The organism is Myroides sp. JBRI-B21084 (assembly GCF_030545015.1).
Classification (GTDB): Bacteria; Bacteroidota; Bacteroidia; order Flavobacteriales; family Flavobacteriaceae; genus Flavobacterium.
Genome location: NZ_CP120653.1, coordinates 1,630,242 through 1,644,372 on the forward strand (window position 1 = coordinate 1,630,242; position 14,131 = coordinate 1,644,372).

Here is a 14,131-nt window from a genome sequence, read left to right on the forward strand (position 1 = left end):
CCAGAATCTAGTTAGGTTCTGGCTTTGAATTTGTATCGTTTGAATTTTCTTCTCGACGGTTTTCTTGAAAGTTTAAAAACTCAACTCCAAAATCATCGTCATCGGGTAAATTGGTATTATTTTTTTTCTCTGAAGTTTTTTTATCGGCTTTTACTAAAATTTTCTTTATTAATTCTTTAAATGTATTAAAATCAACTTCGTAGGTTAAACCAATACCTTGTTTATAAACAATACCTTCGCCAATGTAATTAATATCGTTTTCGCGATTAAAAACACGAGCACGTAAAGTTCCATCAGGGTTTAATAAAAGTTGAACTTCCACATCGCCCACAATTACATTTTGCTCGCGGCCACCAATTGGCACACCTAATTTACTGTTCACTAAAATACGGTCAGTAATTTGGGTTGAAAAAGTTACACCTACACGTGCCGCATCTTCAATTTCTTTATTAGGATTTCTTTCACTTTGCGAGTAATTTAAACCGACTTGAAACTTACCTTCGTCATCAGAAAACAAATCGTCGAATAAACTACTTGCACGTTCAAACAAACTACCATAAACTGCATTTGTTGCGTTAGTTGCAGTAACAAAACTACCTGTAGCTAACAATGCCATTGCTTGGGTTTCACGCGTGTCTTTATCGGCCAATCGGTATTCTATTTCCGATTTTATACTTGAACTTACGTTAGGAAAATCAATTAAAAAGTCAATCTCGGGTGCACTTAAATTACCTTGTAATGCTATGGTAACTTTTGTATCAACTTTGCGGTTAATTTCAGAACTTTCTAAAATTAAACCAGGATTAGCCTGTGTTTTATAAACGGCTTGTAAATCTAAAATGGCATTAAGTGGTTCACCATCCCAACGAATGGTACCATATTTTACAACATCAAGTTTTTTATCAATAATACCACCGTATTTAAAGTTGTATTCACCGTTGTAAACCTGAAAATCGCCCCACATATTAAATCGCCCAAGCGTATTAATTTCCATGGTAATAAAACCTGCTCCTTTTCCTTTCATTCCGTGCCCTGAATCGCGATCTAAAATAATTTCAATTTCGGCGCTTGGATTAATAAAAAATTCAAAATTTAATTGAACCCCTCCAAATTGTGTATTTGGCGATTTTGTTTGAATGCCTTTTAAACGATCGGCTTTTTCTTTAGCTGATAAAAAATGTACAAAATTGTTATCGCCCAACCCACCTGCATCATCTAATGGAATTTTAATGTTGGTACCTTTGTTTGATTTAGCCTCAATATTTACAACTAAATTTTCAACTGGTCCTTTAATTGTTGCTGTTCCATCAATAAAAGCGGTTCCGTAATAGGGTGTTCCTTCTTTATAATCGGTATCTAAAGCCAATAAATTTGTTGATGCTAACTTGGCATTGATATTCCAATTTTTAAATTTGTTGTGCGATATAATTCCGTTAACAAAACCAGTTGTTTTGTATTTAGAATCGGTTATTTCAACATTTCTTAAGATGAATTGATTTTCAGTAACATCTAAAGGCGCGTTTTTATTAAAAATATAATCAACACCAGTAAAAACAGGTCGCATACCTGCATTATTAAGGTATAATTTGCCTTCGATATCTGGTTTTTTATGTGTCCCTTGAATGGTTACTCTACCGGAAGCATCGCCACGAACATCAGAAAATATTGATGTTAAAAATGGAGCAATTGCTTTTAAATCAAAGTTTTTAAAACCTGCATCTAAGTTAAGACGACTTTTACCTTTTTCAACCGAAATGTCGCCATCCATGTAAAAATGTTCTTGAAAATTATTTACAATATTGGATTTTACATTAAAGTTTCTCAATGCCTGATCGCCTTCTACTTCAAAATTAAACAAACCTAACAAAACATTATTAATTGTTAAATCGTTTATAAGTAGTTTAGATTTTGGTTTAAAAATATTGTTTTCTTGCACAAACGAAACATTTCCGTTTATTAAACCACCAAAAGTTAAATTTGATAAATCGGGGGTAATTTTATCTAATTCAACATTTTTAAAGTCAAGATTCAAATTTTTGTAGTTGTTTCCACGCATACCACCGCTTAACAAAACCATTTGCTCGTTATGTGATAATTGAATATCTTCAACCACAAAATCATTAATTTCTTTATTAAAAACTATTCTGTTTTTATCGTTGTTGTATTCATTTAAATACCAAATCGATTCTTTAAATTGTACTTTAGACTTTTGAATACCAACAACTGATTTATTTTCTTGATTAATGGTATGGTAAAAATTTAAATCGTATTTATCTTTTGCATCAGCACCACCAATAAACGATGTATCAACGTATAATGTATCGTTTTTCTTAGCATTATTTAACACAAAATCATAAGCTTTGTAAACGTTTAAATCAATGGTATCAATACCTATAAAAGTATTTTGATTTTCGCGCAAACTGTTCATATCTATTTGAACATTGGTAAACTTATTATTAGCATATTTTACAAACGGAGCATTTAAATTTAAAATAAATTCACCGCTATCAGCAGTTATTTTACCAAACAAATTTGTTTCGTTGGCAATTTTTAACTTAGGAATAAAAACATCAATGATTTTATTTTGAATTTTTAAATCGTACTCAATGTATTGGTTTGTTGCAATTTTATTGGGCGAATAATTTTTATACAAGCTACCTAATGAATTTTCTACAATATCTTTTAGCTGATTAAATTTAAAATTTCCGCGAATGTATCCATTAACCAAATCGGTTGATTCTATTGCAATTAGTCTTGATTTATTGGGTAAAAATGATGAATTAATACGTAAATGATCAAATGTATAGGTATCTTTAGTGTTTGTGTACGATGTGTTTTCTGCCAAAATAGAGCCTTCAAATGTATCAATATTTTTTCCGGTTCCGTTTAAAACAAAATTCCCTTTTAAAATACCTAACGAATCCTTTACAATATGTAAAGCGTTCAAGTTTAAATTTTTAATATCGGCTTTAAAATCAACCGCTGTTTTTTCTTTAGATAAGTCTAAAGTACCATTAAAATTTAGCAAAGCATTGGGGTCGTTACTTACTAAAGTTCCGGTATATGCAGGCAATTTCAAAACACCATCTACAGCAATATTTTTATAAGTATAATTATTAAAAGTAAAATGTTGAATATCACTTTTTAAAAGTGTATTTAACGTACTTGGGTCAAAACTTTTACCATTAACTTCTGCAGTTAGCGATGCTGTTTGTAGTTTTTGATTATCGATTAAAGTTCCAACATCAAAATTATCTAAGACTACAACTCCTTTATATGTTGCGTTTTGCTTTTGGTTAACATTCCAAAGTTCTAAATCGGCTTTTGCAAAACCTAAATTGGTAGTTGTTTCAAGATTGGCATCTACATAAAAATTCTCATACGCAACAAAACCTTGGGCGTTTATTAAACCCAATTTATCTAATTGTTGTGGTAAAGCTTTTTCTAAAATAGAAGGTAATAAAGCAACAGCATTTGTACGAGAGGTATTTAATCTATTAAAATTAGCTTCAATTCGCAATGGATTTGTTTTAACAAAAACATTTTTTAAAGCAAAATTTCCAATAATTTCAGATCCAAAAGTATCAGATAATTGAGTGTTTTCAAGTTTAAAATTATTTAATGTTCCAACAGCATTTGTATTTAAATACAAAGTATTATTCAATCCAAATTTGTTGTAAAAATAATTTAAATCGTTTGTTGAAATTTTAGATTTTTGTAAAGAAACTACCAAATTTACTTTTTCGGTAAAATATTTAAGATCACCTTCTTTGTAGTTCATTTTAATAGTACCTTTTAGTTCAGAATCTTCAGTTTCTATTAAAAAAGGTTTTAAATTCATTGACGTTTTTGTCATTGAAAAACTTGTAACCAAGTCTTTAATTTCAATTCCACGCTTGTCTTTAAAAGTTAATTTGGTAATATCAGCATTAATGTTTGGTCCTTTCACAATTAAATTATTTAAAGAACCATTCATTTGCTTAAAATCTACAGGCGTATTTTTGGTGTTATCATCGGTAATTTTAAAATGACCATTAGAAAGATCTAAATGCTCAATTTTCATAAAAAAATTGCCTTTTCCTGGCTTACCGTCATCAAAAACAGCAATAAATTTATCTAAATTGGTTAAAGAATCTCCTTTGTATTTGTGTATAAAAAAAGAAACATCTTGAATATTAGTATCGCCAAAAAGTAGTTTTCCTTGCGTTAATTGTTTAAAATCAATAATATCTGTATAAAGGCGGTCAATATAAACCAAATCATTGTTGTGATCGTCTAAAATATGTACTTGTTTAATAAGTACATCACCGTTAATTTGTAGTGCAACTTGACCTATAGAAGTGCGAATATTAAACTTTTCATTTAATTGTTTAGTTGCGTAATGTGCCAATTCTGTTTGTACAATTGGGGTTGTAATTATTACTGCCACTAAAACAAAAATTAGTGCCAAACCCAACAACAGTGTAAACAGTATTTTAAAAAGTTTTTTGATAACCTTAATTGTTTTAAATTTGCTTATTAAATCGTAACAAAAATAATTAATTTATGTAAAGTTTGTGTGCATTTATGTACTCTTTTATTCATAAATTATACCAATTATTAAAATGGATAAAAAAAGTTATATTTTAGCTATAGAAAGTTCATGTGATGATACGGGTGCTGCTGTATTATTTAACGATAAAGTTTTAAGCAATGTTGTTGCAAAACAAGAAATTCATGAAATGTATGGTGGTGTTATTCCTGAATTAGCATCGCGTGCACACCAACAAAACATTGTACCGGTGATTGATATTGCATTAAAAAAAGCAGGTATAACAACTAAAAATCTTAGTGCTATTGCTTTTACGCAAGGCCCAGGCTTAATGGGATCTTTACTTGTTGGTGGTTCTTTTGCAAAATCGTTAAGTATGGCGTTAGATATTCCGTTAATTGCTGTAAACCATATGCACGCACACATTTTAGCTCATTTTATTGATGAAGATGGATTTGAAAAACCAACATTTCCATTTTTAGCGTTAACAATTAGTGGCGGACATACCCAAATTGTGAAGGTAAAATCATTTACAGAAATGGAAATTTTAGGTGAGACTACTGATGATGCAGTTGGTGAAGCGTACGATAAAACAGCTAAAATTTTAGGCTTTCCTTACCCAGGTGGTCCATTAATTGACAAACACGCACAAAATGGTAACCCGAAAGCTTTTACATTTACCAAACCAAAAGTTGAAGGTTTGCATTTTAGTTTTTCCGGATTAAAAACGCAGATTTTGTATTTTATACAAAAAGAAGTTCAGAAAAATCCGGATTTTGTAAAAGAAAACATTAATGATATTTGCGCATCTGTTCAAAACATTATCATTAAAATATTAATGGATAAAATTAAATTAGCCGTTGAACAAACAGGAATTACTCAAATAGCAATTGGTGGTGGCGTTTCTGCAAATTCGGGCATTCGTAAAGCTTTAAAAGAGACCGAAACCAAATATGGCTGGAAAACATTTATACCTAAATTTGAATATACAACAGATAATGCTGCTATGATTGGTATAGTTGGTTATCATAAATATCGATTAGGTATAATGAGTAATGATGAAGTTGTTTCAAAAGCAAGATTAGAATTTTAATATGCAGTTATTTTACGCCGAAAATATTGAACCTACATTTACAGAATATACTTTTGATAAAGAAGAAAGCAAACACATAGTTAAAGTTTTACGTAAATTAGAAGGTTCTATTTTACACATTACCAACGGAAAAGGTTATTTATTTATTTGTGAAATTATTTTAGCATCAGAAAAAAAATGTATCGTAAAAATAAAGGAATCGCAATTTACCGAACCAAGAAACTTTAAAATACACATGGTGGTTGCACCAACAAAAATGAACGATCGCTACGAATGGTTTTTAGAAAAAGCGGCTGAAATTGGAGTTGATGAAGTTACACCTATTATTTGCGATCATTCTGAAAGAAAAATTATTAAAACAGATCGTTTCGATAAAATTTTAATCAGTGCTATGAAGCAATCTAATCAAATGTATTTACCCATTTTAAACGAACCAATTAAACTTACCGATTTTTTATCGAAAGAAATCAGCGGACAAAAGTTTATTGCACATTGTGAAGAAACTGATAAAATTGAATTAAAAAACAGAATTGAAAAGCAACAAAACTACACCTTATTAATTGGACCAGAAGGCGATTTTTCAACAAACGAAATAAACAAAGCACTTAACAATGGTTATTTACCTGTAGCTTTAGGAAACACGCGTTTACGTACCGAAACTGCCGCAATTGTTGGCTGCCATACTTTTGTAATAATGAACAGCTAATTTATGTTAAATACTGATTTACAAAATTTTATAAATAATCACCTAAATAAAAACATTAAAGAAATTGCATTTAAAAAGAATCCATTTCCAGAATATGAATGGAGTTGGATTTTAAATCAAATTCAAGCTAAAAAAAAGGCCGAAAACAAACTACCAACCTGGTTTGCTAATAAAAATGTAATTTTTCCTAGTGTTTTATCTGTTGAACAAACTTCGTCTGAAACTTTGGCTCAATTTAAAGCTACTTTATTCAGTGGCGATTCATTTATTGATTTAACAAGTGGGTTTGGAGTGGATGATTTGTACTTTGCAAAGAAGTTTAAACATGTTTTTTATTGCGAAATTCAAGATGATTTAGCTATTATAGCCAAGCATAATTTCAACGAATTAAGTGTAACAAATATTCAAACATTTTCGGGTGATAGTATTGAATATCTTAAAAATTTAAATCAAAACTTTGATTTAATTTATTTAGATCCTGCTCGCCGAGATGGTCAAAAATCAAAGGTATTTTTATTAAAAGATTGCACACCAAACGTAGTAGAATTACAAGATTTTTTATTTGAAAAAACAAATACTGTTTTAATTAAAGTAGCTCCTTTGTTAGATATTTCGTCTATTTTAAACGAATTGAAAAATGTGAAAACTATTTATGCAATTGCTTTACACAACGAAGTTAAAGAGCTTTTAATAGTTTTAGAAAAGGATTTTAGGAACGAAACAGAATTAACTGCTGTAAATATTTTAAATAACGGTAAAATTTATCAAGATACATTTCCTTTAAATGATGTTAAAGACTTTAATTTATCATTGCCTTTAAAATATCTTTATGAACCATTTAGTAGTTATTTAAAGTTAGGGAATTACAACACCATAGGTAATAAATTTGACTTAGCCAAATTGCACAAACACACTCATTTATATACTTCTAATCAATTAATTGATTTTCCAGGGCGATGCTTTAAAATAGAGCAAATTATTCCTTACAACAAAAAGGAACTAAAATTATTAGAAAACACAAAATGTAATATCACAACCCGAAATTTTCCTTTAAAAGTTGAAGAAATTAGAAAAAAACACAAAATTAAAGATGGTGGCGAATGTTATGCTTTTTTTACAACAAATTTAAATGAAGATAAAATTGTAATACTTTGCAAAAAAATAACGACTTGAATATCAAGTCGTTATTTTTTAATATTTTAATTCTAACGTTTTAGAAGTTTCTGCTCTTAATTCTTTTAATAATTCCGGATGATCATTTAATTTTAATCCGAACGAAGGAATCATTTCTTTAAACTTAGCTTGCCATTCAGCAGATTTAAAATCGTTCACAAAACATTTTTCTATAAGTTTTAACATAATAGTTACTGTTGTTGAAGCACCAGGCGACGCCCCTAACAATACAGCCAAACTACCATCGGCAGCACTAACCACCTCAGTTCCAAATGCTAATTCTGGCTTACCTTCACTATTACGTTTCATGGTTTGTACACGTTGACCAGCAATTTCTAAACGCCAATCTTTTGGATTTGCATTTGGAAAATATTCTTTTAACGATGCCATTTTTTTATCTGGCGATGCTAATACTTCTGAAATTAAATATTTGGTTAATGCCATATTATCTAATCCTGCACCAACCATGGTTCCAATATTTCCGGTTGAAATTGAACTGAATAAATCCCAATACGAACCTGTTTTTAGAAATTTAGTTGAAAACCCTGCATATGGACCAAACAATAACGATTTCTTTCCATTAACAAAACGGGTATCTAAATGTGGAACCGACATAGGCGGAGCACCAACCGAAGCTAATCCATACACTTTTGCAAAATGTTGTGCTGCCAAATTTTCATCTTCACAAACTAACCATTGTCCTGAAACTGGAAAACCACCGTATGAATTTCCTTCTGGAATTCCCGATTTTTTTAACAATAAAATTGACGCTCCACCAGCACCTATAAAAACAAATTTAGTTTTAACAACTCTTTTTTCACCTGTTTTAATGTTCTTTACATAAACATTCCATTTGCCATCGGTAGTTTTTTTAAGGTCGTAAACTTCGGTATCAAAAGTAACATTTACACCGTTTTGATTTACCTGATGATTGATCATTTTACGAGTAAGTTCTCCAAAATTTACATCAGTACCCAAATCCATGTATGTTGCTGCAACTTTATCGTTTTCGTTGCGATTTTGCATAATTAAAGGCGCCCAATTTTGAATGGTAGCCTTATCTTCACTATAAAGCATGTTGCTAAATAGTGGTTGATTTTTTAACGCTTGATGACGCTTTTTTAAGAAATCTATATTTTTATCGCCCCATACAAAACTCATGTGTGGTACAGAGTTTACAAATGATTTTGGCGATTGTATAATGTTTTTCTTAACAAGGTACGACCAAAATTGGCGTGACTCTTCAAACTGTTCACAAATATCTAATGCTTTAGTTGTATCAATTACCCCGTTTTTTTCAGGTGTATAATTTAATTCACAAAAAGCAGCGTGTCCGGTTCCGGCATTATTCATTGCGTCAGAACTTTCATTTGCAGCACTATCTAAACGTTCAAAAATTTCAATAGTTGCATTGCTGTTTAATTCTTTTAACAACAATCCAAGTGTAGCACTCATTATACCTGCACCTATTAATACAATATCGCTTTCTGTACCTTTATTTGTTAACATTTTAAAATGATCTAAATTATTTTAAATTTTGGTTTTATGTTTTAAAAACGTTGGCTACTCATATAATCTTGCAGCAAAATAGTAGCTGCAATTTCATCAAGCAATGCTTTATTTTGTCTTTGTTTTTTCTTTAAACCGCTATCAATCATTGTTTGAAAAGCAATTTTAGATGTAAAGCGTTCATCTAACCTAACTAACTCTATTTCAGGAAATAGTTGAGTTAATTTTTCTACAAATTTATTAATTTCAGTAGCAATTGATGATGCTTCGTTATTTAATCTTTTAGGTTCACCAACAATTATTTTAGAAACGTTTTCTGTTTTTAAATAGGTTTCTAAAAAAGTAAAAACATTTTTTGTTTCAACAGTTGTTAAACCCGATGCAATTATTTGCAACTCATCGGTTACAGCAATTCCTGTACGTTTACTGCCATAATCAATGGCCATTAATCTGTTGTTATTCGTATTCAAAAGTTCCGTAAGCAGATTGAATGGTTAATTTTTTTGTATCAGCAGCTTCTACTCTACCAACTATTTGCGCATTAACATTAAACGATTTAGAAATTTCTATAATATCATTTGCTACTTCAGGGGTTACGTATAATTCCATACGGTGTCCGCAGTTAAAAACCTGAAACATTTCTTTCCAACCTGTTTTTGATTCTTCTTGAATTAATTTAAATAAAGGAGGAATTGGAAATAAGTTATCTTTAATAACATGCACATTATCAACAAAATGCAACACTTTAGTTTGTGCACCACCTGAGCAATGTACCATACCGTGTATATTATTTGAAGCATATTTTGCTAAAATAGCCTTAATAATTGGTGCATAGGTACGTGTTGGTGAAAGTACTAATTTACCTGCGTTTATAGGTGCATCTTCTACCTCATCGGTTAATTTTTTTGTACCTGAATAAATTAAATCTTTAGGTACAGATGGGTCAAAACTTTCTGGATAATTTTCAGCTAAATAATGTGCGAAAACATCATGACGAGCAGAAGTTAAGCCGTTACTACCCATACCCCCGTTATATTCGGTTTCATAAGTTGCTTGGCCAAACGATTCTAATCCAACAATTACATCACCTGCTTGTATGTTTGCATTATCAATCACATCGCTGCGTTTCATTCGCGCTGTAACTGTAGAATCAACAATAATGGTACGTACAACATCTCCAACATCGGCAGTTTCACCACCTGTTGAATGTATAGTTACGCCAAATTGTTTTAAATCGTTGATTAATTCTTCCGTTCCATTAATAATAGCAGAAATTACTTCGCCCGGAACCAAATTTTTATTTCTACCAATGGTTGAAGATAGCATAATGTTATCGGTAGCACCAACACATAACAAATCATCAATATTCATTATTAAAGCATCTTGTGCAATGCCTTTCCATACAGATAAATCGCCTGTTTCTTTCCAATATAAATATGCTAACGATGATTTTGTACCCGCACCATCGGCATGCATTATTAAACAATAATCTTCGTTATTTGTTAAATAATCGGGAACAATTTTACAGAAAGCTTTAGGAAATAAACCTTTGTCAATGTTTTTAATTGCGTTGTGCACGTCTTCTTTTTGGGCAGATACACCGCGTTGCGCATAACGATTTGTACTATTATCTGAATTCATATATTTTGTTGTGTTGCTGTGCAAATTTACACTTAAAATGAATGTTTTGCAATGTAATAAGCAAATAAAATATTTTATTTAAAATCTTTTAGTTTTAAACCATATTAAATTGTGTTTTTATTCATGTAATTAATATTTTTTCATGCAGAAAAAAAAATAGTTGTAAATAAAAAGGTTTCGGTAAAAACCGAAACCTAAAAATATGAATTTATCTATTTTTTAAAATTGAACTGTAACTCCAGTGTTTATTGCAAATGGCATACCCGGACGTAAACCAGCTGGTACACGCGCAACTGCATATTTATTGTTTAATACATTTAAAATTTGTGCATTAAAAGTAAGATACTTATTAATTTGGTAACTGCTTGCAAAATCAAAAACTAAAAAGCTATTAATTTTAGCATTTTCAACCAAAGTACCTTGTCCCGATTTTGTTCTAAATGCACCATTATATCGCGCATTCAGATACGCTTTAAAATTATTGTTCTCTAAACCTAAACTTGCACTAAAAACGTGTTTAGGAATATACGGAATTTCATCGCCAACTGTAACATTTCCCCAAGCTTCTACCCCGCTGCTAAAATTACTTTTAAGTTCGGTTTGTGTAAAAGTATAATTAAAAGTAAAAGGAACTTTAAATTCTTTGGTTGCTGCAAAATCATAACCAATTAAAACTTCAAAACCTGTAACTGTAGCTTTACCAGCGTTAAATAAATCACCTTCACCAGTTCCACCAACTGCATTAGTATCGGCACCTAACATATTTGAATAGGAGTTGTTAAAAAATACAACTTCAGTTGATAGTGCATTTTTGTTATAGCGTGATCCTATTTCAAAATTAATACTTTCTTCAGGTTTTTGACCTTTTTTAACTCCTGGAGGTGCAAATCCTTTATGTACGCTGGCAAAAATTGATGTGTTATTGTTAAATGTAAATAATGTACTAATACCTGGAATAACCACATCTGCATTGTTTTGATTAACCGTTGTTGGCAATGTTGCATTGCGTTCAGGATTTGCTGTTCCAAAATCGACACTTGTAAATCTCATACTTTCGTAACGCATCCCTGGTGACACCTTTAATTTATTATAAGTTAAATTATAAAGTGCGTAGGTAGCAAAAGTGTAGCCGTTTGTAATTAAATTGGTTTGTGTACCTGGAACACCCGCCGATGTTTTTATTAATTTTTTATCGCGAATGGTGTATCCATCTGTCCAATGAAAACGATCTTCTGATTCTTCATGGTATCTAATTCCTAAATCTAAATCGTGTTTTAATGTATTGCTATTAAATTTAAAATTTGCTACAGTTTGTAAACCAGTTGTTTGATATTCGCGATTATTTGCACGGTAACGAAGTGAATTATCTGTACCGTTTGTTGCACCCGTTAATAAATTGTATGCATCTGGGTATTTATTTGGGTCTTGAAGTACATTAGCTAATGACAAGTTTTCATCGTTTAATCTAATATCATTCAATTTATACCAATTACGTTTAAAGTTATTGCGATATACTTTTGTAGTTACATTTATATTTTTTGTAGGTTTAATAACATGTGTAGCCATAAATTGAAAATGTTCAGTTGCAATTTGATCATTTTCCGAAGCGATGTATCTTCTTTTATGGTTCGATTTAAAATCATCATCTGTTAATCCTAAATAAGTTTCGTTTGCAGTTTCTTCAGAATATTGTAATTTTAACATTAATGATTGATATACTTTTGCATTATATTTAGAATTAACTCTGAATTTTGCTAAATAATCATTTCCAGAAAAACCGGTATTTTTATTACTAAAATCTATTTTTTTAAAACCGTCCGAAGTTCTATTATTGTATTCTATTAAATACCCAAGTGTTTCATTAGCATCACCTACATTAAAATAGGCATTTCTAGTGTTGAAACTTCCATAATTAAATTGTGCTTTTCCTTTAAAATAGTTTGGAATTTGAGTTGAAACCAAGTTAATTGCACCGCCAGTTGTAAAAGGTCCATATTGAATTTGACTACTTCCTTTTAAAATTTCAATAGCTTGAATGCGATTTATAGTAGGAAAATAATACGCTTCTGATGCTATGTATGGCGCAGGTGCAATTAAAACCCCATCTTCCATTAACGATATTTTAGATGTACGTGTAGGTGCAGTACCACGCAAACCAATACTTGGTCGCTGTCCAAAACCTTCTTCATCTACGATTGTAATTCCAGGTACACTTTGTAAAATTCTATTTACATCGGTATATTTAAAACGCGCAATTTCTTCTGGCGATATAAAATAATTAGTTCCCGATTGATTTTTTGATTTAAACTTACTGCCTATTTCGGCATCAGTAATTATTATTATTTCTTTTAACTGAGTTGAATCAATTGTTTGATTAACTTCTTGAGCAAATGCTGAATTAAAAAAAGGAATACTAATAGCTAGAATTGTAATTTTCTTCATGAATCATTAAAATTTGACGCAAATGTATTAATTTAGAATTAATAAAAATAATATTTCTAATCAAAATGAAACACAAAAATCACAAAACAATATAAATCAATTAGTTATATTTATAATTAGATTTAGTATAAATTATTTTTTAAAATAGTTGTAGCATCAGCTTGTGCTTTTGGTAATATCGTAATATCAGCAAGTTGCACATGTTTTGGCTGATTTACAGCAAAAGCAATGGTTTCTGCAATATCCTCTGCTTTTAATGGATCAAACCCTTCATAAACTTTAGTTGCTTTTTGAGTATCGCCTTTAAAACGCACCAATGAAAACTCGGTTTCTACGACACCTGGTGCAATTGATGTAACTTTAATTCCCAACGGTAAAAAATCTAATCGCATGCCTTTGGTCAGCGCTTCAACAGCCCATTTAGATGCGCAATATGTAGCCCCATTTGTATATGCTTGTTTACCAGCAATGGAAGAAATATTAATAATATGCGCATTTTCAGAATTCTGCAAATAAGGTAAGCATGCTTTAGTAACATATATAACCCCCTTTACATTACTATCTATCATTGCATCTAAATCATTCAAATCAGCGTCTTGAAAACTTGCTAAACCGTGAGCATTACCGGCATTGTTAATTAAAACATCAATATTTTGCCACTCTTTTGGAAGGTTTTCAAACGATTTAAAAACGTCATCTTTATGTACAACATCAAAATTTAAAAGGTAACACTCTGTATTAGTTAACTCAGCTTTAAGTTGAAGCAGTTTTTCATTTCTTCTTCCGCATAATATCAATCTATTGTTGTTTGCTAAAGCTTTTGCAGTAGCGTAACCAATACCAGAACTTGCTCCTGTAATTAAAATTGTTTTCATAGTTTTTTGTAAAAAACAAATTTAAAAAGATTTTTAGTATACTTAATAGCTATTTTAGATATGAATTTAAAAAAAAATGATTGCTTTTGTTTATATTTAAAAAAAGATTGCCCAGTAGGTCTAAGCAATCTTTAAAAAATAAATATGAAATACAAAGTTTT

Annotated in this window: 9 protein-coding genes; 3 read left to right on the forward strand and 6 right to left on the reverse strand. The window is 30.4% G+C overall.

Annotated features, from left to right (window positions below):
• Positions 1 to 7: 7 nt before the first annotated feature.
• Complete coding sequence (locus P3875_RS07945; protein ID WP_303443427.1) at positions 8 to 4,429, reverse strand: translocation/assembly module TamB domain-containing protein; 4,422 nt, start codon at positions 4,427 to 4,429, stop codon at positions 8 to 10.
• Between the two features lie 175 nt (positions 4,430 to 4,604).
• Between P3875_RS07945 and tsaD the strand changes: the two genes are divergently transcribed.
• The 3 genes from tsaD to P3875_RS07960 are packed head-to-tail and all read left to right on the forward strand — an operon-like array spanning position 4,605 to position 7,503.
• Positions 4,605 to 5,624 carry a tRNA (adenosine(37)-N6)-threonylcarbamoyltransferase complex transferase subunit TsaD gene (gene tsaD / locus P3875_RS07950; protein WP_303443428.1) on the forward strand — a complete coding sequence of 340 codons (1,020 nt, stop codon included), beginning with the start codon at positions 4,605 to 4,607 and terminating at the stop codon, positions 5,622 to 5,624.
• A 1-nt stretch (position 5,625) separates the two neighbouring features.
• The gene (locus P3875_RS07955) at positions 5,626 to 6,330 is read left to right on the forward strand and encodes a 16S rRNA (uracil(1498)-N(3))-methyltransferase (RefSeq protein WP_303443429.1); all 705 of its coding nucleotides are present in this window, start codon (positions 5,626 to 5,628) and stop codon (positions 6,328 to 6,330) included.
• Between the two features lie 3 nt (positions 6,331 to 6,333).
• Positions 6,334 to 7,503, forward strand: coding sequence for a THUMP-like domain-containing protein (locus P3875_RS07960; RefSeq protein ID WP_303443430.1), 1,170 nt, complete (start codon positions 6,334 to 6,336; stop codon positions 7,501 to 7,503).
• 18 nt (positions 7,504 to 7,521) lie between these two features.
• Here P3875_RS07960 and mqo read toward each other — a convergent pair whose 3' ends face one another.
• The 5 genes from mqo to P3875_RS07985 form a co-directional block, all read right to left on the reverse strand.
• Positions 7,522 to 9,012 (reverse strand): malate dehydrogenase (quinone), encoded by a 1,491-nt coding sequence (mqo, locus tag P3875_RS07965; RefSeq protein WP_303443431.1) that lies wholly within the window; start codon positions 9,010 to 9,012, stop codon positions 7,522 to 7,524.
• Positions 9,013 to 9,053: 41 nt separating this feature from the next.
• The gene (ruvX, locus tag P3875_RS07970) at positions 9,054 to 9,458 is read right to left on the reverse strand and encodes a Holliday junction resolvase RuvX (protein WP_303443432.1); all 405 of its coding nucleotides are present in this window, start codon (positions 9,456 to 9,458) and stop codon (positions 9,054 to 9,056) included.
• Positions 9,459 to 9,468: 10 nt separating this feature from the next.
• Positions 9,469 to 10,653, reverse strand: coding sequence for an AIR synthase related protein (locus P3875_RS07975; protein WP_303443433.1), 1,185 nt, complete (start codon positions 10,651 to 10,653; stop codon positions 9,469 to 9,471).
• Between the two features lie 219 nt (positions 10,654 to 10,872).
• A complete protein-coding gene (locus P3875_RS07980; RefSeq protein ID WP_303443434.1) occupies positions 10,873 to 13,095 on the reverse strand; it encodes a TonB-dependent receptor family protein in 2,223 nt (740 codons plus the stop codon).
• 122 nt (positions 13,096 to 13,217) lie between these two features.
• Positions 13,218 to 13,970: an SDR family NAD(P)-dependent oxidoreductase gene (locus P3875_RS07985; RefSeq protein WP_303443435.1), complete on the reverse strand. Its 753-nt coding sequence runs from the start codon at positions 13,968 to 13,970 to the stop codon at positions 13,218 to 13,220.
• Between the last annotated feature and the right edge of the window lie 161 nt (positions 13,971 to 14,131).

Excerpts from the sequence above, each read along its gene's own strand:
- tsaD (WP_303443428.1), top strand. The coding sequence starts at position 4,605 with ATGGATAAAAAAAGTTATATTTTAGCTATAGAAAGTTCATGTGATGAT.
- P3875_RS07955 (WP_303443429.1), top strand. The coding sequence starts at position 5,626 with ATGCAGTTATTTTACGCCGAAAATATTGAACCTACATTTACAGAATAT.
- P3875_RS07960 (WP_303443430.1), top strand. The coding sequence starts at position 6,334 with ATGTTAAATACTGATTTACAAAATTTTATAAATAATCACCTAAATAAA.
- mqo (WP_303443431.1), bottom strand. The coding sequence starts at position 9,012 with ATGTTAACAAATAAAGGTACAGAAAGCGATATTGTATTAATAGGTGCA.
- ruvX (WP_303443432.1), bottom strand. The coding sequence starts at position 9,458 with ATGGCCATTGATTATGGCAGTAAACGTACAGGAATTGCTGTAACCGAT.
- P3875_RS07975 (WP_303443433.1), bottom strand. The coding sequence starts at position 10,653 with ATGAATTCAGATAATAGTACAAATCGTTATGCGCAACGCGGTGTATCT.
- P3875_RS07980 (WP_303443434.1), bottom strand. The coding sequence starts at position 13,095 with ATGAAGAAAATTACAATTCTAGCTATTAGTATTCCTTTTTTTAATTCA.
- P3875_RS07985 (WP_303443435.1), bottom strand. The coding sequence starts at position 13,970 with ATGAAAACAATTTTAATTACAGGAGCAAGTTCTGGTATTGGTTACGCT.